20 protein-coding genes are annotated in these 21943 nt (G+C 67.7%); 7 read left to right on the forward strand and 13 right to left on the reverse strand.

Going from position 1 to position 21943, the window contains the following annotated elements:
- The first annotated feature begins 30 nt into the window (after positions 1 to 30).
- Positions 31 to 726, forward strand: a complete 696-nt coding sequence (rpe, locus tag ABZU76_RS50290; protein ID WP_354885243.1) for a ribulose-phosphate 3-epimerase — start codon at positions 31 to 33, stop codon at positions 724 to 726.
- Between the two features lie 25 nt (positions 727 to 751).
- On the opposite strand, the gene ABZU76_RS50295 is transcribed toward rpe, so the two are convergent.
- On the reverse strand, positions 752 to 2200 hold the full coding sequence (locus ABZU76_RS50295) for a LytTR family transcriptional regulator DNA-binding domain-containing protein (protein ID WP_354885246.1): 1449 nt from the start codon (positions 2198 to 2200) through the stop codon (positions 752 to 754).
- 76 nt (positions 2201 to 2276) lie between these two features.
- On the opposite strand from ABZU76_RS50295, the gene ABZU76_RS50300 reads away from it, so the two are divergent.
- The 5 genes from ABZU76_RS50300 to ABZU76_RS50320 all read left to right on the forward strand — a co-directional run bounded on the left by ABZU76_RS50300 (position 2277) and on the right by ABZU76_RS50320 (position 7133).
- A complete protein-coding gene (locus ABZU76_RS50300) occupies positions 2277 to 2633 on the forward strand; it encodes a hypothetical protein (RefSeq protein ID WP_354885249.1) in 357 nt (118 codons plus the stop codon).
- Between the two features lie 221 nt (positions 2634 to 2854).
- Positions 2855 to 4249, forward strand: a complete 1395-nt coding sequence (locus tag ABZU76_RS50305) for a LytTR family transcriptional regulator DNA-binding domain-containing protein (protein ID WP_354885252.1) — start codon at positions 2855 to 2857, stop codon at positions 4247 to 4249.
- A gap of 359 nt (positions 4250 to 4608) precedes the next feature.
- On the forward strand, positions 4609 to 5064 hold the full coding sequence (locus ABZU76_RS50310) for an MSMEG_3727 family PQQ-associated protein (RefSeq protein ID WP_220245701.1): 456 nt from the start codon (positions 4609 to 4611) through the stop codon (positions 5062 to 5064).
- A gap of 16 nt (positions 5065 to 5080) precedes the next feature.
- Positions 5081 to 6760 carry a PQQ-dependent dehydrogenase, methanol/ethanol family gene (locus tag ABZU76_RS50315; protein ID WP_354885257.1) on the forward strand — a complete coding sequence of 560 codons (1680 nt, stop codon included), beginning with the start codon at positions 5081 to 5083 and terminating at the stop codon, positions 6758 to 6760.
- A 166-nt stretch (positions 6761 to 6926) separates the two neighbouring features.
- Positions 6927 to 7133, forward strand: a complete 207-nt coding sequence (locus ABZU76_RS50320) for a recombination activating protein 1 (RefSeq protein WP_354885260.1) — start codon at positions 6927 to 6929, stop codon at positions 7131 to 7133.
- 16 nt (positions 7134 to 7149) lie between these two features.
- Here the strand turns inward: ABZU76_RS50320 and katG are convergent, their stop codons facing one another.
- The 3 genes from katG to ABZU76_RS50335 form a co-directional block, all read right to left on the reverse strand.
- Positions 7150 to 9387, reverse strand: coding sequence for a catalase/peroxidase HPI (katG, locus tag ABZU76_RS50325; RefSeq protein ID WP_354885263.1), 2238 nt, complete (start codon positions 9385 to 9387; stop codon positions 7150 to 7152).
- Between the two features lie 25 nt (positions 9388 to 9412).
- Entirely contained in the window at positions 9413 to 9976 is a 564-nt protein-coding gene (locus ABZU76_RS50330) for a manganese efflux pump (protein WP_255638592.1), read from the reverse strand.
- Between the two features lie 220 nt (positions 9977 to 10196).
- The gene (locus ABZU76_RS50335) at positions 10197 to 10373 is read right to left on the reverse strand and encodes a hypothetical protein (protein ID WP_220245697.1); all 177 of its coding nucleotides are present in this window, start codon (positions 10371 to 10373) and stop codon (positions 10197 to 10199) included.
- 388 nt (positions 10374 to 10761) lie between these two features.
- On the opposite strand from ABZU76_RS50335, the gene ABZU76_RS50340 reads away from it, so the two are divergent.
- Positions 10762 to 11232: a ribose-5-phosphate isomerase gene (locus tag ABZU76_RS50340; protein ID WP_354885267.1), complete on the forward strand. Its 471-nt coding sequence runs from the start codon at positions 10762 to 10764 to the stop codon at positions 11230 to 11232.
- Positions 11233 to 11295: 63 nt separating this feature from the next.
- On the opposite strand, the gene ABZU76_RS50345 is transcribed toward ABZU76_RS50340, so the two are convergent.
- The 9 genes from ABZU76_RS50345 to pqqB all read right to left on the reverse strand — a co-directional run bounded on the left by ABZU76_RS50345 (position 11296) and on the right by pqqB (position 21524).
- Entirely contained in the window at positions 11296 to 12351 is a 1056-nt protein-coding gene (locus ABZU76_RS50345; protein WP_354885270.1) for an HAD-IIA family hydrolase, read from the reverse strand.
- A complete protein-coding gene (locus ABZU76_RS50350) occupies positions 12348 to 13283 on the reverse strand; it encodes a fructose-bisphosphatase class II (protein WP_354885273.1) in 936 nt (311 codons plus the stop codon). The genes ABZU76_RS50345 and ABZU76_RS50350 overlap by 4 nt, the downstream gene beginning before the upstream one ends.
- 156 nt (positions 13284 to 13439) lie before the next feature.
- The gene (locus ABZU76_RS50355) at positions 13440 to 14417 is read right to left on the reverse strand and encodes a class I fructose-bisphosphate aldolase (RefSeq protein ID WP_354885276.1); all 978 of its coding nucleotides are present in this window, start codon (positions 14415 to 14417) and stop codon (positions 13440 to 13442) included.
- Positions 14418 to 14460: 43 nt separating this feature from the next.
- A complete protein-coding gene (locus tag ABZU76_RS50360; RefSeq protein ID WP_354885279.1) occupies positions 14461 to 15468 on the reverse strand; it encodes a LysR substrate-binding domain-containing protein in 1008 nt (335 codons plus the stop codon).
- A gap of 518 nt (positions 15469 to 15986) precedes the next feature.
- Positions 15987 to 18482 carry an aminopeptidase N gene (gene pepN / locus ABZU76_RS50365; RefSeq protein ID WP_354885282.1) on the reverse strand — a complete coding sequence of 832 codons (2496 nt, stop codon included), beginning with the start codon at positions 18480 to 18482 and terminating at the stop codon, positions 15987 to 15989.
- 3 nt (positions 18483 to 18485) lie between these two features.
- Positions 18486 to 19610: a pyrroloquinoline quinone biosynthesis protein PqqE gene (gene pqqE, locus ABZU76_RS50370; protein ID WP_354885285.1), complete on the reverse strand. Its 1125-nt coding sequence runs from the start codon at positions 19608 to 19610 to the stop codon at positions 18486 to 18488.
- Positions 19607 to 19882 carry a pyrroloquinoline quinone biosynthesis peptide chaperone PqqD gene (gene pqqD / locus ABZU76_RS50375; RefSeq protein WP_220245689.1) on the reverse strand — a complete coding sequence of 92 codons (276 nt, stop codon included), beginning with the start codon at positions 19880 to 19882 and terminating at the stop codon, positions 19607 to 19609. Before pqqD ends, pqqE begins: the two co-directional genes overlap by 4 nt.
- The gene (gene pqqC / locus ABZU76_RS50380) at positions 19882 to 20577 is read right to left on the reverse strand and encodes a pyrroloquinoline-quinone synthase PqqC (protein WP_220245688.1); all 696 of its coding nucleotides are present in this window, start codon (positions 20575 to 20577) and stop codon (positions 19882 to 19884) included. Before pqqC ends, pqqD begins: the two co-directional genes overlap by 1 nt.
- Complete coding sequence (gene pqqB, locus ABZU76_RS50385) at positions 20574 to 21524, reverse strand: pyrroloquinoline quinone biosynthesis protein PqqB (protein WP_354885288.1); 951 nt, start codon at positions 21522 to 21524, stop codon at positions 20574 to 20576. The genes pqqC and pqqB overlap by 4 nt, the downstream gene beginning before the upstream one ends.
- Positions 21525 to 21943 lie beyond the last annotated feature (419 nt).

A 21943-nucleotide genomic window follows, 5' to 3' on the forward strand; every position in this document is an offset into this window, starting at 1 on the left:
ATCGACCCACGCTGCTTTACGCTTGACGGCGTGTCGAACCAGCCCTTGATCGCGCCGTCCATCCTCTCCGCCGACTTCGCCCGGCTCGCCGACGAAGTGGCGGCCGTGCAAGGAAAACCAGGCCGCGGAGCGGATTGGCTGCACGTGGACGTGATGGACGCGCACTTCGTGCCGAACCTGACCCTGGGCCTGCCGGTCGTGCAGTCACTGCTGGCCACCACGGACCTACCGCTGGACTGCCACCTGATGATCGAGAACCCGGATCGCTGGGCGATCGGTTACGCGGAAGCGGGTTCCTACAACGTGACCGTGCACGTCGAGGCCGCCGACGATCCGGTCAAGCTCGCGAAAGACTTGCGCGCCGCGGGTTCGAAGGCGGGGCTGGCGATCAAGCCGAACACACCCCTGGAACCGTACGTCGACGTGCTCAAGCACTACGACACCCTGCTGGTGATGTCCGTGGAGCCCGGGTTCGGCGGCCAGAAGTTCATCGCCGATGTGCTCGACAAGGTCCGCAAGGCGCGCAGGATGGTCGACACCGGCCACCTGAATCTGGTCGTGGAGATCGACGGCGGCATCAACACCGACACGATCGAACAGGCGGCCGAGGCCGGCGTCGACTGCTTCGTCGCCGGCTCGGCCGTCTACGCCGCCGACGATCCGGCGCACGCCGTGGAGGGCCTGCGCCGCCAGGCACAGGCCCTCTCCGCCCGCGCCCAGCGGTGATTCCCTTGGCGCAGGCCGGTTTCGGTCAGACGCCGAGCAACCGCCGCAGCTCCGGCGCGTGGCGCCGCGAAACGGGAACGAACTCGTGCGAGCGGGAATCCATGATCAGGAAGAGCTCACCCTTGATCCCCCGCTCCAGTTCCGCCACCCGGCGGAGGTTGACCAGAAAACGCCGGTGCACCCGGCTGAACCCGTAGGGCGTCAGCAAGCGCTCGACGTTTTCCAGGCCACGAGTCGCGGCTTGGATCCTCCCCCGTTCCGTGACCAGCCAGACGATGTTCCGGTCGGCCTCGGCGTAGCGGATCTCCGACGGGGCAAGCAGAACCAGCCGGTCGTTGCGCATTCCGATCACGCGCCGGGGCAGCGGGCCGACGTCCGATTCCGAAGTGCTCTCGTACGGCTCGCCCTCTTGCACGCCGAACACGCACAGCATGCCCACCACGTGGTTCGAGTCGACAACGGGCCGCATGGTCACCGGAGTCGCTTCCTCCCCCGGGCTCACCGGCAGGTACGCGTAGCCGCTCCATTGTGTACTGCCCTGTGCCCGTTCCTTGGCCCACCGCACCACCTCAGGAAGCCCTGAGATATCCGGCATCCAGCGTTGCGCCGGCTCGATCGCGCCCGCGACGATGGTGGTTTCGCCGGCCAACCCGAGCAACGCGACGGCGGCCTCGTTCGCGGTGATCACGTTTCCACCGCGGTCCATCGCCATGAACGGACCATTGGCCTGAGCACACTTCTTGTTGAACTCGGAGATCACCTTGTCCGCCTCGTAGACGGCACGCCGGTAAATCTCCTGTTCGACGCACGAGACGGCTGTGGTCAGCCACGACGGCACGAGCTTGGACAGCGAAGCGTTCCACCGCGAGATGTTGATCGACGCGACCGGCGCGCCGGTCACCACGTCACGGATGGAAATGCCCGCGCAGGCCCACTGGTGGAAGGCTTCGCACCAGTGCTCCGGCCCGGTCACCGTGACCGGGCCGGACACCTCGAGCGAGGTCCCCATCCCGTTCGTGCCGGTGCACTCCTCCGACCACGACGACCACGGAGCGAGGTTGTGCAGCTCGGCCCGCCGCTGCGCGGAGGGATCACCCCAGGCCCCCAGGACTCGCCCGTCCCCGTCCGTGACGGTGACGACGGCGCCATCCTCTTCCACTTCCTGACCGGCCATCGCACCGAGGCCGCCGAGCGCGGTGAAGATGACGCCGTTGTCGATTCGCGGGGAGTCGTCGCCCAGCGCTCCCGGAGCGACGTCCAACCTCCGATCCACCTCGTACCGATCGCGGCAGCGGTACCAGGACGCGAGGATCTCAGGCCGGACGCCCGTTTCGATGTCTTCGCCCCCGGCAAAACTTTCCCAGGCACGAGCCACTTCTCTCGACGAAGTGGTCACCAGGGAGCCACCCGTCACCTGGTCACGTCCGCTCGGCTTGCTCGGCCCGATCGCCAGCGGCGGCACTCTCCCGGTCATCGCGACCTCCTTGTCGCCAGGCACGCCGGGGCCAGAGGGGACCACCGGGCAGTGACGGAAGTTACAAACTAACGCGATGACGCAAGCATTTCAAGACAGCTTCGCGTCGTTCAGCCACTTAGCTGTAGACATAACACGACCAGCTCGGCGCCGCCGGATCAACGGCGCAACGCGGCGGAACAACCGCCAAATCGGGCAGCTCCTACAACGGCAAAACACCTTGTGGTACAACATCAATTGGTCGAGCCGGTCGGGCCGACTCCGTTCGTTTTCCCTGGTCAGCGCCGAAAAACCCGCCGCCGGCCGCTTCGTCGAGGGCGTTTGTGGAAAGCCACAACAAAAGACGCCGTTCACCAACACGCAGTCGACCGCAAATGATCTTGTTCCAAATACGGAACGACGATCATCGAAGCCGATACCGGGTGACCGTTGATGGGCGGATGACAACCGATAATCGCCGCAGCGCGACCGTTCGTTGGTCTTCCGCCCACCGTCAGCACAGTCTGCTTGCCCTCTAATCAGCGGAGAGTTTAGCTTGCGACGGCGGCGAAGCTACGCGGTGCGGCCCGATACGTCGGGATGCACCCGAGCGGTCATCGGCACCCCGGCGCTGGGGTGCCGTCCGGGGCGGCACCAGACCAAAGGCGGTCTCAGATGACACAGGTACGCCGGCTCGACCCGACCTCTCGCAGCTGCGGTGACGCCACGGTACAGGGGGCGTGGGAGCGGTTCGTGCGCGGCGAGGACGACCTGCGTGGCGTGCGGCCCGAGATAGCGATTTCTTGGCAGCGGTGCCGGGACCAGTACCGGGTCGACCCGTACCTCACCGAAGCCCCCGTAGCCGTCGCCGAAGTCGACCACGCGCTGGAGCACGACGTCGTGATCGCCGAGCTCGGCTTCCGCGCCGCCTCGCTGGCCCGCGAGGTCAGCAGCATCGGCGGCATCGTGACCATCACCGACGCCTCCGGCCGCGTCCTGGCCCAGTGGGGCGACCAGGCGACGCGCACTGTCGCCGCCGAGGCCAACCTGGCGCCGTGGTTCTGCTGGGCGGAGGGCGCGACCGGCACGAACGGCATGGGTACCGCGCTGATGTCCTACACCCCCGTGTTGATCCGCGGCGCGGAGCACTGGTGCCAGGCTTTCCACGACTGGACCTGCGCGGGTGTGGCGGTCCGCGACGTCGTGACCAGGGAACCGGTCGCGGTCCTCAACATCTCGTGCTGGCGCAGCGAGCCCCCCGCGGCGACGGGCGCCTGGCTCGGCAACGCCGCCACGATGACGCAGCGCATCCTGCGCCAGCGCGCCCAGGACGACGGTGCCGAACTGATGGCCGCCTTCAACCACGCCAGGTCACGCTCGATCGCTGCGCTCGCTGCCGTGGATCCCGCGGGCCGGGTGGTGCTCGCCGACGACACCGCGGGCGTGCTCCTCGGTATCCCGGGCTCCACGCCGGCGCCCGATCCTTCGGTGCGGTGGAAGCCGGAGCTACCGGAGTTCATCCGGGCCACCCGGTACGCCGCCAAGCAGGCCGCCCGCAACCGTGACTGGACCGGTTCGACGCAGATCTTCACCCGCCTCTCCAGCGAACCGACCTCGATCAGCATCCGGCCGGTATTCCTGTCCGGGCACCTGGTCGGCACCCTGGTCTCGTTCGGAGTGTCCGAAGGCGATCCGCTACCCCGGGCCGGAGGCGACAGTCCCCTTCGCGCGCAGCCGCACCGAATGGTCGCGACGCGCGAGAACCGCATGGTCCTGCTGCGGCTCCCCGAGGTCTCATTCGCACAATCGGACGGCAGCGACGTGTGGCTGTCCACCGACCAGGGACGATTGCGATCCGCCTCGCCGGGCCTCGACAAGCTCGAGACCGAGCTGGGCGATTCCGGTTTCCTGCGCGTGCACCGCCAGTACGTGGTGAACCTCAGTCGCATCAGGGAAGTCGAGCGCCGGTACAAGGGCGAGTTGTTCCTCGTCATGGACGACCAGGCGAAAACGATGGTGCCGGTTTCCCGGCGGAACACCCCCGCGGTGCGCCGTGCGCTGGAGATCTGATGAACCCCTTCGTGGGATTGACGAGGTTTCCCTTGCCGCAGAACACCGTTGGCGCAGTGCACGAACGGTACCTCTCGTCGGGAGAACGGCGGGGTCTGGCCGATCTGTGGTGACGCATATCGGAACCTCTTGCGCGGAGGTAGAGTTCAAACTCGTTACAGGCTCGGAAATCAGAGCTCGGGTCGAAGCGGAATTCGAGACCGGCCAACGCCTGTAACCGCCGCGCAGAGCCAATTGTGGTGTGGCACTTGAGAAATTACGCGATCTCGCCGCCGACGAGCCGGCGCTTTCGTGTAGGTGAAGTGTATCCGCGAAATCTGTCAGAAGTTTCATTTTTGCTGACGAGGAGGTGAAGTCCGATGACGGCTACCCAGGATCGCGAAGATCTCTTGGCCGAGCTCAGCGGACAGAACAAGGCAACCATCGGTGCCGTGCTCGGTACCGGCACGATCGCCAAGGCGACCGAGCGTCCCGACGGGACGATGGAAGGGACCATCCGGATCCCGGAGGACGCGATGGCGTGGGAGCCGGGGGTGCTGATCATGCCGCACGCCGGCATCCTCGAGCTGACGATCATCAACGACGACAAGAACACCCACGCCTGTCTGCTGCCCAGCAACGGCGACCGGCAGTTCATCGGTCTGCTGAACCACTCGAAGGGCAGCGCGACGCTCGAGCTGGACGGTCCCGGCTGCTACTGGTACGGCTCGCCGGCCGGCAACGACGAGGGTCGCGGCCTGCAGGGCGCCATCGTCGTGTCCGGTGAGGTTCCGCCGGAAGCCAAGCTCGACCGACCCGCCCAGCCCCGGCCGTAGAAAGGCAGGACTCGCCATGACCCTCGAATACATCGACGCCGGTAAGGCGTTCAACCACAACAAGCTCTCGAACCTGCCGCACAGCGCGCCGGACGTGACGCGCGGCGTCAACTACGAGCGCATCCTCGACGCGCGCAACGAAGCCCAGAACTGGCTCACCTACTACGGCGACTACGACGGCAAGCGGCACAGCCTGCTCGACCAGATCAACGTCGACACCGTCAAGAACCTGAAGGTCGCCTGGATCCACCAGGCGAGCGCGACGGGGATGATCGCCTCGACGTCGACCTACGCCTTCGAGGCCAGCCCGCTGATGATCGACGGCGTCATGTTCGTCACCGGCTGGGACGGCTGGCTCTGGGCGCTCGACGCCAGGACCGGCGAGCAGCTGTGGCGCTACAAGCACGCGATCCCGATCGACGTGACCCTGTGCTGTGCCAACGTCAACCGCGGCTGCGCGGTGGCGAACGGCAAGGTCTACATGGTGACCCAGAACGCCCAACTGGTGGCACTCGACGCCACCAGCGGCCAGAAGGTCTGGCAGAAGACCATCGGCGACGTGCGCGCGGGAGAGAGCGCTTCCATCGCTCCGCTGGTCATCAAGGACACGCTCATCACGGGTTCCGCCGGCGGCGAGTACGGCGTCCGCGGTCACATCGACTGCTGGGACCTGGAGACCGGCGAGCGGCGCTGGCGCACCTACACCGTGCCGAAGCCGGGTGAGCCCGGCTCGGAGACCTGGCCCGACGACGGCGAGGCCTGGCAGCGCGGCGGTGCGAACCACTGGGTCACCGGAACGTTCGACCCGGACCTGAACCTGTACTACGCGGGCACCGGTAACCCGGCTCCCGACTTCGACGGCGAGGTCCGTGAAGGGGACAACCTCTACACCGACAGCGTGGTCGCGCTGGACGTCGACACGGGCGAGATCAAGTGGCACTACCAGTTCACGCCGCACGACCTGTGGGACTACGACTCCACGATGGAGATGACCCTGTTCGAGCGGGACGGCAAGAAGCTGCTGGCCCACTTCGACAAGAACGGGTACATGTTCGTCCTCGACCGCACCAACGGCGAGCTGCAGCACGTCACGCCGTTCGTCGACCGGATCGACTGGGGCGTCATCACCCGTGACGGCAAGGTCACCCCGCGCAAGTACCCGGACAAGGAAGGCGAGCCCTGCCACTTCTACCCCGGCCCCGCCGGCGCCAAGGAGTGGACGCACGCCTCGTACAACCCGAACCACGACCTTTTCTACGTTCCGGTCGCCGACGTGGGCGCCACGGCCACCCGCCGTCGTCGCGAGTTCAAGGAAGGCATGCCCTACTGGGGTGCCGCCGTCGAGGTCGACGTCGACAACATGGCCGGGTCGGTCAGCGCGTTCGACTCCCACGGTGAAGAGAAGTGGCGCTACCGGCTCCCGTTCCCGATGGCCGCTTCGACCCTGAGCACCGCGGGCAACCTGGTGTTCGCCGGCACCCCGGCGGGCGAGTTCATGGCGCTGCACGCCGAGACCGGAGAGAAGCTCTGGAGTTTCCAGTGCGGTAGCGGTCACCACAGCAGCCCGTCGACCTGGTCCCTTGACGGCAAGCAGTACATCTCGGTGCCGGTCGGCTGGGGTGGCTGGCTCGAAGGCATCGTCCCCGGCATGTCCGGCCAGGGTCACGGTGCCGCGCTGATCACGTTCTCCCTGTGATCGGAAAGCGCCACTGAGGCGAGACCCGGGGTGACTTCCCGACGGTCCCCCTTCCACCCGTCCGGTGATCGAGGCTCCTCGATCACCGGACGGGTGCCTTTGCGTTGCCGGGAAAGCGACGCACCTCGGTCATGGGAAGACAGCGACGGAAACGAAAGGTGATCCGATGAGCCAGTCGACGACGCCCCGCCAGGACGAGGAAATCGAGCGTCTGCCGTGCTTCAACTGCGGGGATTCCTACGAGTCCGGCGATCTCGCGCGGCACACCGAGCCGGTGCGCTGCGGGCCCTGCATCTCGTGCGTCGACCGGCCCGCGTGCTTCACCTGCCGGCTCATGTACTGCGTGTGCGACGTGCACAAGTACCGGGGCTGAGGAGCCCCGGTCGGGGTCAGCGCAGGTCGAACCGGTCGAGCTCCATGACCTTCACCCACGCGGACACGAAGTCCCGCACGAACTTCGCGCCGGCGTCCTCGCTCGCGTAGACCTCCGAGAGCGCCCGCAGCTCGGAGTTCGATCCGAAGATGAGGTCGACCCGGCTCGCGATCCACTTCACCTCGCCGGTGCCGCGGTCGCGGCCCTCGTAGACCACCGTCCAGACGTCCGCGTTCCGCCTCGGCGCCCACTCCGTCCCCAGGTCCAGCAGGTTGACGAAGAAGTCGTTCGTCAACGTCCCGGGCGCCGAGGTCAACGCACCCAGCGGGGACCGCCGGTGGTTGGCTCCGAGCACGCGCAACCCGCCGACCAGCACGGTCAGCTCGGGCGCGGTCAAGGTCAGCAGGTTCGCCCGGTCCACCAGCAGGTGCTCCGGCGACATCCAGAAGCCGTCGCCGAGGTAGTTCCGGAAGCCGTCGGCAAGGGGCCGCAACGCGTCGAACCACTCGACGTCGGTCCAGTCCTGGGTCGCGTCGGTGCGCCCGGGGCGGAACGGGACGTCGACGACGTGACCGCCGGCCGCGGCGGCGTGCTCCACCGCCGCACACCCGCCGAGCACGATCAAGTCGGCCATCGAGATCCGCGTGCCCGACGGCTGCGAGGCGTTGAACCGCTCCCGGATCGCCTCCAGCACGGGCAGGACGACATCCAGCTGCTCGGGCTCGTTGACCGCCCAGCCGCACTGCGGCTCGAGCCGCAGCCGCGCCCCGTTCGCGCCACCCCGCTTGTCGCTGTCGCGGTACGTCGACGCCGAGGCCCACGCCGTTGAGACGAGCTGCGCGACCGTCAGGCCCGATTCGAGAAGCTCGCGCTTGAGGGTGGCGACGTCGTCGGCGTCCACGAGCTGGTGGTCCGGCTCCGGCACCGGGTCCTGCCAGATCAGCCGTTCGGCCGGGACGAGCGACCCGAGATAACGCTGGATCGGGCCCATGTCGACGTGCGTCAGCTTGAACCAGGCCCGCGCGAACGCGTCCTCGAACTCGTCCGGGTGCTCCAGGAAACGCCGGGAGATCCGCTCGTAGACCGAGTCCTCCTGCAAGGACAGGTCCGTGGTGAGCATGACCGGGTGGTGCTTCTCGTCCGGGTCGTAAGGGTCCGGCACGGTGCCCTCACCCTGGCCGTCGGCCGGGATCCACTGCCACAGCCCGGCCGGGCTGAGCTCGACGTCCCACTTGTACTCGAACAGCGTCTCGAAGAAGGTGTGGTCCCACGCCACCGGCGTGCGCGTCCACATGCCCTCCAGCCCGCTGCTCGTGGTGTCGGGGCCCTTGCCGGTGCCGTGTTCGTTCGCCCAGCCCAGGCCTTGTGCGGTGAGCGGCGCGGCTTCGGGGTCGGGGCCGAGGTGCACGGCCGGGTCCAGCAGTCCGTGGGTCTTCCCGAAGGTGTGGCCGCCGGCGATCAGCGCGACCGTCTCCTCGTCGTTCAGGCCCATCCGCCGGAATGTCTGCCGGATGTCGCGGGCCGCGAGCACCGGGTCGGGGTTGGTGGCGGGGCCCTGCGGGTCGACGTAGATCAGGCCCATGTCGCTGGCCGCCAGCGGCTCGTCGAGGTCACGGCGGCCGCTGTGCCGGTCGTCCGCCAGCCACTTGCGTTCCGGCCCCCAGTACGTCTCGTCGGCCTCCCACACCTCGGCCCGGCCACCACCGAAGCCGAAGGTCTTGAAGCCCATCGACTCCAGTGCCCGGTTGCCGGCGAAGACCATCAGGTCCGCCCAGGAGATCCCGCGCCCGTACTTCTTCTTCACCGGCCACAACAACCGGCGCGCCTTGTCCAGGTTTCGGTTGTCGGGCCAGCTGTCCAAGGGGGCGAAGCGTTGCATCCCGGCGCTCGCACCGCCTCGGCCGTCGCTGACGCGGTAGGTACCCGCGGCGTGCCAGGCCATGCGCAGCACGAGGGGACCGTAGTGTCCGAAGTCGGCGGGCCACCAGTCCTGCGAGGTCGTCAGCACCTCGTCGACGTCACGCGCCAGCTCGTCGAGATCCACCGTCGCGAACTGCTCGGCGTAGTCGAAATCCGCGCCCAACGGGCTGTCGGCGGGTTGGTTGCGGTGCAAGATCCTCAAGTCGATGCGGTGCGGCCACCAGTCGTTGGGGTTACCGCTCGCCGTGGGGTGGTTGCGCCGCCGAGCCGGCCTCGACTCTTCCAGGACCCGGTCGTAGGTGCGGTAGACGTGGGTGTCGGGATTCTCCGGCATGGCTGTCCTCCCCCGGCCGCGTCGATCAGTCGAAGACCAGCGGCAGCAGGATCGCCGCGCCGAGCAGCGAGATACCGCAGAGCAAGTCGGCACGAACGCGGATGACCTTGGCCGCCATCTTCCCGACGAACAGTCCGACGAACGACATGATCATCGTCATGACACCGAAGGCCACCATGGGGACGATGAGGGAGAACCCGGCGATCCCCAGACCGGCGCCCGCGACGAAATTGTCGATGCTCAGCGAAAGCGGCATGCCGAAGAGCGTCACCCACGGGTGGTCCAGGTCTTCCTCCGCCGGCTCCGGGTTCCGGATCGCACCGACGATGAAGTAGATGCCGTACAACCCGAGCGCGGCCGCCCCGACGTAGTCCGCCCAGTCTCCGAGGAAGTCACCCAGGAAGTGCCCGATCAACCCGCCCAGCAGCGGACTCACGGCATCCCACACTCCGAAGACGACGGCGACCTGCACGGCGCGACGCCAACCGAAAGGAATGGTTCCGATAGCGATCGACGATCGGAAATTGTCGAGACTGAGCCCGAAGGCAAGCGCTATCAGCGGAAGAAATTCAAGAGACACCTGAACCACCTCAACAGATCAACCAGGGTTCACCGGGGAGGGAGACTGTGGATATCAGCCTGTTCTCGACAGGGGTTTTTGCTAATTTCCGCGGGTGCCGCAAGGCCCCGGCGCGATGGATTCACTCGCTCCGGGGCCTTGCGTCAACACAGAGGTAGCCTGGCCGCGGATTTCAGCCCTCTGCCGCGGCTACGATAAATCAAGCGACACGGGCCGTGGAGCCCGGCTGTCAGGCCCGGTAGAAGTAGCCGGTGGCCTCAGCGCACACCTCGACGACCGTGTACTCCGGAGTTTCCCACTGCATGTTTTCCTCCTCAGCTGTTGGCTGCGCCCGGCGACTGAGCCAAAACCGGACATCCGTGATCCGCGCAATTTCGCGAACAACGTCGCGAAATTTCGCGGTCATGAAACAGCATCTTGGATTTAACGTAGGTGTCGCAACCGACCTTGAACCAGTGGTCGGGAACCGGTGTCGAACGGCGTCCTGAGGCCGACGAGTGGAGGAGGCACGCTCACCGACGGCACGCGGCACGACATCCGGCTGCCCCACCAAACACCCATACGACCTGCGAGAACGTGGTCCTGAGCAGCTGGACCGGCACCGGTGCCGCGGCGGCGGGCAGCACCTGGCCCCGCCGGCGGACCCCGCTGTGTCGAAGCCCATTTTCGGACATACTCCAGAACTAGAGTACGACTCAGCGGGCGAGGACGTCAATCGTCCCCATCAACGATCCCAATGCCTTCCCAGCAAATAACGAAGCACCGATTAACAAATCCGGAATTAGACTGCTCAGGTGCGAATCTACCTTGGCTCCGATCACGCCGGACTCGAACTCAAGAACCACTTCGTCAAAAGGCTCACCGAGCTCGGCCACGAGGTGATCGACGTCGGCCCCGCGACCTATGACGCGAATGACGACTACCCACCGTTCTGCATCGAGGCGGCGCAGCGCGTGGTCGCCGACGAAGGCAGTCTCGGTCTCGTCATCGGCGGTTCCGGAAACGGTGAACAGATCGCCGCGAACAAGGTGCCCGGCGCCCGTGCCGCGCTGACCTGGAACGAGGACACGGCGAAGCTGGCCCGGCGGCACAACAACGCACAGCTGGCCGGCATCGGCGCCCGGATGCACACCGTCGAGGAGGCCGAGCGCATCGCGGACGCGTTCCTCGGCACCGAGTTCGAGGGCGGCCGCCACCAGCGCCGGATCGACTTGCTGGCCGACTACGAGCGCACCGGTGAACCGCCCGCGCTGCCCGGACAGTGACGTGCGGGGCCGCGCCGGGGAGAACCGGCGCGGCCCCTCACGAACGCTTTCACAACAACCAGGTCACCGGGCTTGATCCAGCCGGCGGAGTCCGAGCTGTCGTTCGATCTCGTCCCACCGGCCGTCGTCGTCGGAGACCGCACGACCGGCGTCACGAGCGGCCCACGCCGTGATGACGACGGACCGCAGCGCTTGGCCGTCGTCACCGCCGTACGGCATGCGGGGGACGGCGTCCGGCCCGAGGTCGACGAGGTGCTCGGGCGGAGTGGCGGACAACCGCAGTGCGGGCGCGAGCAGCCCGCTCAGATCGTTGGCGACATACGTCGGACGCGCGGCTCGCTCGGCGAAGGCCAGGTCCCGTAGCCGCGACGCCCCGGTCAGGACGAAGAGCGAGTCGAGGCCCGCCGAGTTGGCGCCCTCGATGTCGGTCTCCAGCCGGTCCCCGCACACCAGGGTGTCCGGCCGTTCGGTCCCGAGCCGGGAACGCGACAGGTCGAACAGGGCGGCCTGCGGCTTGCCGACGACGTGGGGTGCGGCGTCGACCGCCGTCTGCACCAAGGCGACCAGCGCGCCGTTGCCGGGTGCTTCTCCGTACGGCGTGGGCAGCGTGAGGTCGACGTTCGTGGCCACCCAGGTGGCTCCGGACCCGACGAGGTAGCCCACCGCCGCGAGCTCGGTCCAGGTGACGTCGGATCCCAGCCCCTGAACCACGGCTTCGACCGGCCTGCCGCTCAGATCCGCGACGCGGACCGGCGTCAAGCCGGCTTCGGTGAGTGCCTGGGCGACGCCCGGGCCCCCCACCGCACACACCAGCGCACCCGGCACCAGCCTCTCGGCCAGGTACGCCGCGGCCGCCTGCGAACTGTTGACGACCGACCAGCGCCGCGGTGCGATCCCCAGCCCGCGCAGGTGGTTGCCCACGTCTTCGGGAGGGCGCGACGCGTTGTTGGTCGCGAACACGACCGGGACACCGTCCGCCGTCACCCGGTTCAAGGTCTCCACCGCACGGGGGACCGCGTCCGCACCGCGGTAGACCACGCCGTCGAGATCGCAGATCAGTCCGCGGTAGCGCGTGATGAGGGGCTCGGCCCGGACGGACGTCGTGGTGTCCCCGGTCATGCGGATCGGTGTTGGGTTTTGACGATCCGCGCCGTTTCCGGCTGCGAACACAGCACAATGGACTGTGTCGTGGTCCGGCCGGCGTGCTGCTGCACCCCGCGCAGTACCTCGCTGCCGGTCACCCCGGTGGCGCAGAACAGAATGCGCTCGCCGCGGACCAGGTCCTCGGTGTGGAGAACATCGTGGCGGGTGCCGGCGTCGTCCGACCGCAACCGCGCCTGCACCGACCCGCCGAGGCAGGACAGGGCAGCCGCGGCGATGACCCCCTCCGCCGCGCCTCCGGTGCCCAGCAAGACGTCCACCGGGCTCTCGGGACGGGCCGCGGCGATCGCACCCGCGATCTCGCCGCCCTCGATCAGGTGCACGCGCGCACCCGCGTCGCGGATTTCGTGCACGAGCTCCCGGTGCCAGGGCCGGTTGAGCACGGCGACGACGACGTCCGAAACCCGGCCGCCCTTGGCCGAGGCGACCGCTCGCAGGTTCTCGGCCACCGGGCGGTCGAGCTCGACGACGCCGGCGCACTCGGGCCCGACGACCAGCTTCTCCATCGCGACATCCGGCGGCGGATCGAAAAGCGCACCACGCTCGGCCACCGCGACCGCCGCGAGCGCGTTCGGCACGTCTCTGGCGACGGAAAGCGCGCCGTCACCCGCGTTGATCGCGACGTCGCAGGCCGGCCCGGCTCCGGTGCCGACCTCTTCGCCCTTGATCAGTCGCTTCCCGTCCTCGCCGAGCACCACGAAGCCACGCATCGGCACCGACCCGATCACGTTGTGCATCGCCTCGACGGCGGCGGCCTTGCCGCTGATCTCGTCACCGTGCCCGACCCAACGGCCGGCCGCGAGCGCGGCGGCTTCGGTGACCTGCACGAGTTCGAGCGCAAGGGCGTGATCGAGTCCGTCGACGCCAGTGGCCCATTCCTTGGTTTTCATGAACCTCAAATCCCCTCGGACTGGTCGGTGAAGGGTGTGCTGTCGTGAACACCGAACCGAGGGCGACCGGACCGGCAGACCACCTCGCCGTTCCGGTCGCCCCCTTCAAGGAGGCGCCGGCCGCCGGCACCGCGGACGGCCCCCCGGCTCGAACGCTCAGCGGGCGGCGGCGTTCGCGACGGCTCGGTCGGAGAGCACCTGCTGGGCCGCGGCCCGCTTGCTCTCGTCGCCCCGCCACGCCTCCAGAGCCGGCCCGACCAGCGCCCGGCCGAACGAGTACGTGAGCTCCCAGGGCAGCGGATCGAGCTTCTGCATCGCTCCGAGGTGCTGGGTCGCCACCTCCGGACTTTGCCCACCGGAAAGGAAGGCGATGCCCGGCACGGACGCCGGCACCGTCGCGCGCAGAGTGTCCACTGTGGCCTTGGCGACGTCGGCGACCGAGGGCCGGTCCGAGCTGCCCGCTCCGGCGACGACCATGTTGGGCTTGAGGACGATGCCGTCGAGTTGCACCCGCATCAGGTCGAGCTCCTCGAACAACACTTCCAGCACCGAGGTCGTCACCTGCCGGCACTGGGCCAGCAAGTGGGAACCGTCCATCAGCACCTCGGGTTCCACGATGGGCACCAGGCCGCCTTCCTGGCAGAGGCCCGCGTACCGCGCCAACGCGTGCACGTTCGCGTGCACCGCGCGCTCCGACGGCACGTTGTCGCCGATCGTGATCACCGCGCGCCACTTGGCGAACGTCGCTCCACCTCGCACGTAGCTCGCGACTCGTTCACGCAGCCCGTCGAGCCCTTCGGTGATCTTCTCGTCCGAAGCTCCCGCCAACGGCTTCGCCCCGGTGTCGACCTTGATCCCGGCCAGAATCCCGAGATCGTCGAGGAACTCCGGGAACGTACGTCCGTTGGTCAGTTTCTGGTGGAACGTCTCGTCCGCGAGAATGACGCCGCTGATCGATTCGGCGAGCCGGGGTGTCGTGACGATCAGCTCGCGGTAGACCCGGCGGCTTTCCTCGGTCGGCTCGACCCCCACCTTCTCCAGGCGAGAAGACATCGTCCCGATGCTCTCATCGGCAGCGAGAATACCGCGCCTGTTGGAGACGAGCGTGCGCGCGATTTTATTCAGTGCTGACATCTACCTTGCTCCTCCTGAGTCTCGACCGACGTTGACCGTCGTATTACGTTTTTGTGGTGGTTTTCGCGACCGCGAGCCGACTGCCTTTGACTTTCTGCCCAGGCACGAAAACCGGCATCGGACTGCCTTTCGACGCTGCGATCTCCACCAGTTCCCGCGCGTACCCCGGGAGATCCCGGCGCTCACTCCACGCCGCGTAGATGGGTTTCGCCGGCATTTCCTGGTCGACTGCCACCAGGTGCAGCCGGCCTTCCGCGAGTTCGGACCGCACGGTCGAAATGTTCAGCACGGTCACCCGCTGGCTCGTCGCGACCGCTTGCTTGATCGCGGCGCTGGAGGGAAATTCGACGTAACTGCGCGGGGTGCGGGCAGTTCCCAGCAGTTCATCCGTGAACTCCCGGAGTCCTGAGCCCCGCTCGCGCAGGACGAGTGGCGCGGATGCCAGCTCCCGCACCGTCAGAGGACGGGTCCTCCTGGCCCACGGGTGCTTCGCGCCGACCACCACGGCCAGCATGTCGTCGCAGATGTAGCGGGTGACCATGTCGTCGCCGAACTGCTTCTGCACGTGGCTTCCGGCCTGGCACCAGCCATCGATGAACGCGAGATCGACGTGGCCTGCCCGGATCAGCCGGCGGAGCTCGTCGATGCTGCCGGTCTGCACCTCCACCCGGGCCTCACCGAACGAGAACCCGGACCGGTTCAGCCATTCAGGGATCAAATGCTCGGAAACGGCAGGGCTGCCCGCGACCCGCAGCCGTTTCGCATCGGCGGACGGAGCCCCGGATCCGAACTCCAGCAACTCCCGCGCGGCACTCATCACATTGCGGGCGTACTTCGCCAGCATTTCCCCGTCCTCGGTGAGCTTCGAACCGGTAGGAGAACGCTCCAGCAGTCGAAGACCCAGACGGCGTTCCATCGCGCTGATCCGGATACTGGCGGCCGGCTGCGAAAGACTGTGCGCTTGGGCGGCTTTTCCCACGCTGCCATAACTTTCCACTGACAGCAGTAAATCGAGGTCGGCGAGCTGAGGCATCTTTGACGGAAGAACCACGTTTCCACCTCTCGCTCCGCAGAAAAGCAGTTGTCGGCTACACCGGCGGCTCCCGGTGTGCAACGAGCGTGCCCGGCCCGGATTGCGTGGTCAATCTGTTGAGCACGAACGCGCACTGTGCGGACATGAACGGTGTGCACCGCGCCACATACGGGCGTTCGGGGTAATCGGGCGGCGGCGAAGAGGCCGTGAACTGCACCCGTTCGGCAATCTCAACACGGCGAACGGCCGGTAGTCAAGGGACTCATGGTCCCCTTCGTGGCAGCCCCGACACCGTTCGTCCTGGATTCACGGCCATTCGTTCGACCTGGCTTGCCGCAATTTCCACGCGGCGCCCATAGTTCGGCAGCGAAGTTCCGGGTTTCGGGACCCAGTTGCTTTTCCCGGACTGTAACAGTTCCATTCCCTTTCTCGCCGTCGCGGCGGTCGGCCGGCACCCGCGGGCGGGACTCCTGCTGGCGCAAGGTTCCGGCCTGCACAGAGCACCGGGGCCTTGCGCCATCCACCTCAGTTCCGCCTCAGCGCGCCGCGTCGCACGCCCGCGCGGCCCGCATGAGGGCCAGTTCGGTCCGCTCCTCGCGGACGACCTTGCGCACGTTTTCGGGGAGCAATCCGCTCTCCAGCAAGCGATCCGTGCGAGCCAGCACGGCGTGCTCGTCGGTCGTGAACCGCGGGTACAGCCCCCGCGCGAACGCCAGCGCGAACTCAGCCTCGCCTGCGCCGCTCCCCAACGCGCTCAGGTAGCGGTCCGCGTACGGGGTGAGCAGCGCCTCCTGCCCCGGTTGCCGCAGCCCCGACATGACGGCTTTCCGTTCCGCGAGCGAGAAACCCTCGCCGACCACCCGCGTCCAGGCTTCTTCTTTGGCGGCCCGCGTGGGACGCGCGGCTTCTGCCGTCAAGGCGTTGCGACGGCCGCCGTCCCCCGGATCGGCTTCCCGTGCGACGCGCAGCAGTCCGTCGACGTCGCCTCCGGTCGAGGCCAAGCGGACCACTGCCCGCCACCGCAGATCCCGATCCACTTCCAGGTCCGGCCACGGCGACCGGCCGCGTACGAGGTCGCTCAGCAAACCGTGGTCGTGGCCGACACCGACGAGAGCTCGGGCGAGAACCAGCCGGCGGTCACTGCCGAGCGCGGCGGCGGCCAGCTGCGCGCTCACCCGGCGCGCTACGGCTTCGAGCAGCCGGTCCCGGTCGAGCGGGTCCCCGTAGAGCTCGACCGCTCGCACCGCGCGCTCCAGCAACGCTTCCAGCACACCGACATCGCTCTCCCGGACGCCGTGGGTGAGCACGGCCGCCGCGTAGCTGCGTGCCGGCAGGCGTGCGTCGAGCACGTCGTCCCACAACGCTCCCCAGACGACCGCCCGCGCCCGTTGATCATCCATTGTGGACAGGCTCCGCCGGGCCGTCCGCCGGGACCGCGGGTCCAGCCTGACCTTGACGTGGCGCACCGCGTCGTCGTTGGGCACGAGCAGGTCGGCGCCGGCGACGGCACGGTCACCGTCGCCGGGGCCGAGCGACACGTGCGCGTGGTGCCGCAGCACCAGTTCACCGTCGCGTTCGTCGAACGCAGCGACCCGCAACGTCAAGTGCCGCGGCTGAGCCTCCGGATCGGGAAGCTGGACCAGGCGGCCGCGAGCCACCTCGACCGTGTTGACCCCGCGGCGCAGCAGCCACTCGTCGACCCACCGGTCCACGTCCTCGTTCGACAGCTTCCGAAGCGCGGCCACGAAATCCTCGAGGTCGGCGTTGCCCCACGCGTGCGTCCGCAAGAAGGTCCGCACGCCGGCGACGAAAGTTTCCCAGCCCACGCGCGAAGCGAGGTCGTGGAGCACCGCCGCGCCCCTCAGGTAGACGATCGGCCCGAGATTCGACCGCGCGGAGGCGGTGTCGGCGGTTTCCACCCGGATCGCGTGGGCCGTGGGCAGCCGGTCGGCGTGCCGGGCGGCCGGCAGGGCGTGGTGGGCGAACGCGGTCCAGCCTTCCCCGTACGGCGTCGCTTCGGCCTGCGCGACGACGGCCATCATCGTCGCGAAGGCCTCGTTCAGCCACAGGTCGTCCCACCAGCGCATCGTCACGTAGTCGCCGAACCACATGTGCGCCATCTCGTGCAGCAGGACCTCGGCGCGTTTTCGCCGCGCTTCCGCGGTGACCCGGTGCTGGAATACGAACCGCTCGTTGAGCGTCACGCAGCCCGGGTGTTCCATCCCGCCGAACGCGTACTCAGGCGCGAAAACGTGGTCGTACTTGGTGAACGGGTACGGCAGGTCGAACAACCGGCCGTAGAAGTCGAGCCCGCGCCCGATCAGGTCGAAGATTTCGGGCGCGTCGCGAGTGAGCTCCTCGAAGAGCGAGCCACGCGCGTACAACGCCAGCGGCACGGCTCGGTGGCTGGACCGCAGCCGCCGAAACGGGCCGGCGGCGAAAGCCACCAGATACGGCGGCAGCGGTGGCGTACGGCCGAAGCGCCACGTCGACCGCTCCCCGGCCGGCATCGGTGGTTCCTCGGGGTCGGTGTTGGCGACCACGACCCAGCCGGCGTCGGTGGTGACAGTCAGGTCGACCGTCGCCTTCAGGTCGGGCTGGTCGAAGCACGCGTACACCTGGTGCGCCGCGAAAGGTTCGAACTTCGTGTGCACGTAGACCCGGCCGTCGAGCGGGTCCTCGAACCGGTGCAGCCCCTCACCGGTTCGCGAATACGCCGCGAAGCCGGCCACGCGAACGGTGTTCCCGCCGGGGCGCACGGGCAGCCGGACGCGCGTCCCTTCGTGCGCGTCCGGCCTCAGCTCACGGCCGTTGCACTCGACCGACTCGACCTGCCCCGCGAAGTCGAGGAAGACGAACGCATCCCCGGACCGAGCCTGGAAGCGGACCACCGTGCTCGTCGCGAACTTCCGCGCACCGACGGTCAAGTCGAGCTCAACCGTGTAATGGACGTCGAAGATCTCGGCCGAACGCGCTGCCGCCTCGTCCTGCGTCAGCTTGTCACCGGAGGCGACCCGGCCGTCGAGCGGCATCCGTCAGGGCCGGTGCGCCGACACCGTCGGGCGGCGGTAAACCAGCTTTTCGCGGAGCTTTTCACCGTCGGTCGGGACATCCTCCTGGTTGGCGCGAACGAGAGCGTCCTGCACCAAGTGGTGGTCGGGCGAGTGCATGCACACGGGATCGGTGCGCGCCGCGTCACCGGTCAAGGCGAACGCCTGGCACCGGCAACCGCCGAAATCGAGCTCCTTGCGCGGGCAGCTCTGGCACGGATCGGGCATCCACTCCGTTCCGCGATAGGCCTGGAACGCCTCGGACTTCTCCCAGATCCACGCGAGGTCGTGGTCGCGAACCGACGCGAAGGTCATCGTCGTGATCTCCGCGGCCACCGGGCACGGGTACACGGTGCCGTCCGGAGCGACGGTCAGTGCGTTCTGCGCCCAGCCACCCATGCACGGCTTCGGGTACGGCTCGTAGTAGTCCGGGAGGATCCAGAGGAGTTCCATGCTCTCCCCCAGCTCGGCCTTCCGGCGTTCGTAAACGCCGACCGCGTCGTCGAGCTGGGCCTTGGTCGGCATCAGCAGATCGCGGTTGCGCAGGGCCCAGCCGTAGTACTGGGAGTTCGCGAGCTCCAGCCGCTCGGCGCCCCACGACACGCAGACATCGATGATCGCGTCCAGCCGCGGCAGGTTCATCCGGTGCAGGACCACGTTCATGTTCAACGGCAGGCCGGCGTCGCGGATGATGCGTGCGGCGGCCTCCTTCTTGTCGAACCGCTTGCTCGCGGCGACCAGGTTCGTCGACTCGGCGGCGTCGCCCTGGATGCTGAGCTGCGCGCTGTTGAGGCCGGCCTCGACAAGTGATTTCGCCCGGCTCTCCGTGAGCCCGAGGCCGCTGGTGATCAGGTTCGTGTACAGGCCGAGGCGACGGCATTCGGCGACCAGCGTCTCCAGATCGCCGCGAACGAGGGGTTCACCGCCCGAGAAGTGCACCTGCACGACCCCGAGCCCAACCGCCTCGTTGATCACCCGCAACCAGTCTTCGGTGGTGAGCTCGTCCTGCCGATCGAGCAGCTCCAACGGGTTCGAGCAGTAGACGCAGTGCAACGGGCACTGGTGCGTGACTTCGGCCAGCAGGCCGTACGGCTGCGGCGTGCCGTTCATGAGACCACCACCCAACCCCGTCCGCGGGCATCCTGGAGGAACGTCATCACGTCGTTCGCGAGATCGGCGGCCGCGAAGTCCTGCTCGAGCTGGTCGACCAGCTGCCGCACGGTCCGGCTGCCGTCGCACAGCCCCAAGATCGCCGCCCCGGACTTGTTCAGCAGCACGACCCGTTCCGGCAACAGGAGCAGCTCCACGTCACGGACGTTGTCGTGCTTGAGCATCGCCTTCGTCGCCAGCTTCGGGATGGCCGTCAAGTCGGATTCGTCCATCACGAACTCTTGCTGTACGCGAGTTCCACGGCATCCAGCAGGCTCCACAGGACGTCACACTTGAACTCCAGCGCTCGTGCGCACGCGTCCTGCTGTTCCTTCGACTTCGCGTGGTTGAGCACCAGTTCGAGCAGGTGCGCGATGTCCTTGGGCTGCTGGGTGAGCCGCGCCCGGAAGTACTCCAGGCCTTCCGAAGCGATCCACGGGTAATGGTGCTGCACGTCGGTGATCCGCCGGCTGAGCAGATCCGGCGCGAACAGTTCGGTCAGCGCCGACGCCACGGCCTCCAGCCACGGCTTCTGGCGGCAGAAGTCCACATAGGCGTCGACGGCGAACCGCACGCCGGGAAGCACCGTGTCGGTGTCGAACAACGCTTCGCGGCTCAGGCCGACAGCCGCGCCGAGGCGAATCCACTTCTCGAGACCGCCCTCTGCGCCCGTTCGCCCGTCATGGTCGATGATGCGCTGGATCCACTGGCGCCGATCCTCCCGGCCGGGGAGCTTGGTCAGGATGAACGCGTCCTTCTTGGGCAGGTTCATCTGGTAGTAGAAGCGATTCCGCACCCAACCCCGGAACTCCTCCTCGGTCAGCGTGCCCGAGTGCATCCGCTCGTTGAACGGGTGCAGATGGTGGTACCGCTTTTCTCCGATGGACCGCAGGTGCGCCTCGAACTCCTCGGCAGACCACGGGTTCATACTTCCACCTCCAAGCCGGCTCGGCCGATCTCGATGCCCAAGTCCGTCACCCAACGCCGTTCCGGGGACTCTTCGTCGAGAATCGGGTTCGTGTTGTTGATGTGCGTGTAGATTTTTCGCTTCGCGGGCAGCGCGGCCAGCGCGCGGGCCGAACCGTCGTCACCGCTGACGGGCATGTGGCCCATGGAGCGCCCGGTCCGGCTTCCCGCGCCCTGGCCGGCCATTTCGTCGTCCGTCCAGAACGTGCCGTCCACGAAGACGCAGTCGGCCGACGCCACCTGCTCGGAGAACTTGTCGTCCCACTTCGGCAGCGTCGGCGCGTACACCGCGATCCCGCCCGTCACCTTGTCTTCCAGGCGGTAGCCCACCTCCCACTCCGACGACGGGCCACGAAGCCGGGACTCCCCGATGTAGCGCGGCGCCTTGGAACCGGTCAGGAAAGGAGTCACGCGCAGCCGATCGTCCAGATCCAGCGGCTTGCCGACCTCGACCTGGGACCAGGTGAGGTCCGCGTAGTCGCTCAGCAGTTCGCGGATCGGGAACCACAGGGTCAGTGCCTCCAGCACGGGGTACGTCCCGTACACCGTCAGCGAAGACCCCTCACGCAGCATCAGCAGGCCGATCGTGTGGTCGAACTCCGCGTCCGTCAGCAACACACCGGCAACCGGCGTCTTCCTGATCTCCGGACCGGGGTGCAACGAGGGATCCGCCGCGATCTGGTGGTGGACGTCCGGGGTCGCGTTCAGCAGGAACCACTGCTCGCCGTCTCCGGAAACCGCGATCCCGGCGTGTGTCGTCGCGGCTTCAGGCTTGGCCCGGGCCTTGCGGCAGCCGGCACAAGCGCAATTCCACTGCGGATAACCGCCACCAGCCGCGGCTCCGAGGCAATGTATGAACACAGTACGAAAACAATCCGTCAATACCGGCGCGGGCCGGCGTCGGAGCACGCGTCGAGCAGCGCAAAATAAGGCGTTTGCCACCTCATGGCGTCCTCCCTCACATTCGACCCCGACAACGGCCGGATAAACTCAGGCACCGTTGCCCGTCAAGGGTTCGACCAGGGCGGCTTTCTGGTAACGTCGCCCTGAACTCGGCTTGTCTTTTCCCAGCTTCTTCGCCCTCGCCTGGCCTGGCAACCAATCGCGAACGACCGGCACCTAATCATGGACGAACGGCCGCCGCGCCACCACGAGCGGACCGCCGCGTCCACCGCGGTGCGGCCAGTGCCGAGCACCCCGCCAAAAATAGGCTGTGACCTGCTGTTGTTCGGTGATCGGGCAGGCGATCGCACAGCACGAAGCCGAGGCCTGAGGTCGATGACGGCCGCCTCGGGCCACGGCAGGCGTCGCGGCTCGGCCGGGTTGAC

The sequence above is a fragment of the Amycolatopsis sp. NPDC005232 genome (assembly GCF_040607795.1).
Taxonomy (GTDB): Bacteria; Actinomycetota; Actinomycetes; order Mycobacteriales; family Pseudonocardiaceae; genus Amycolatopsis.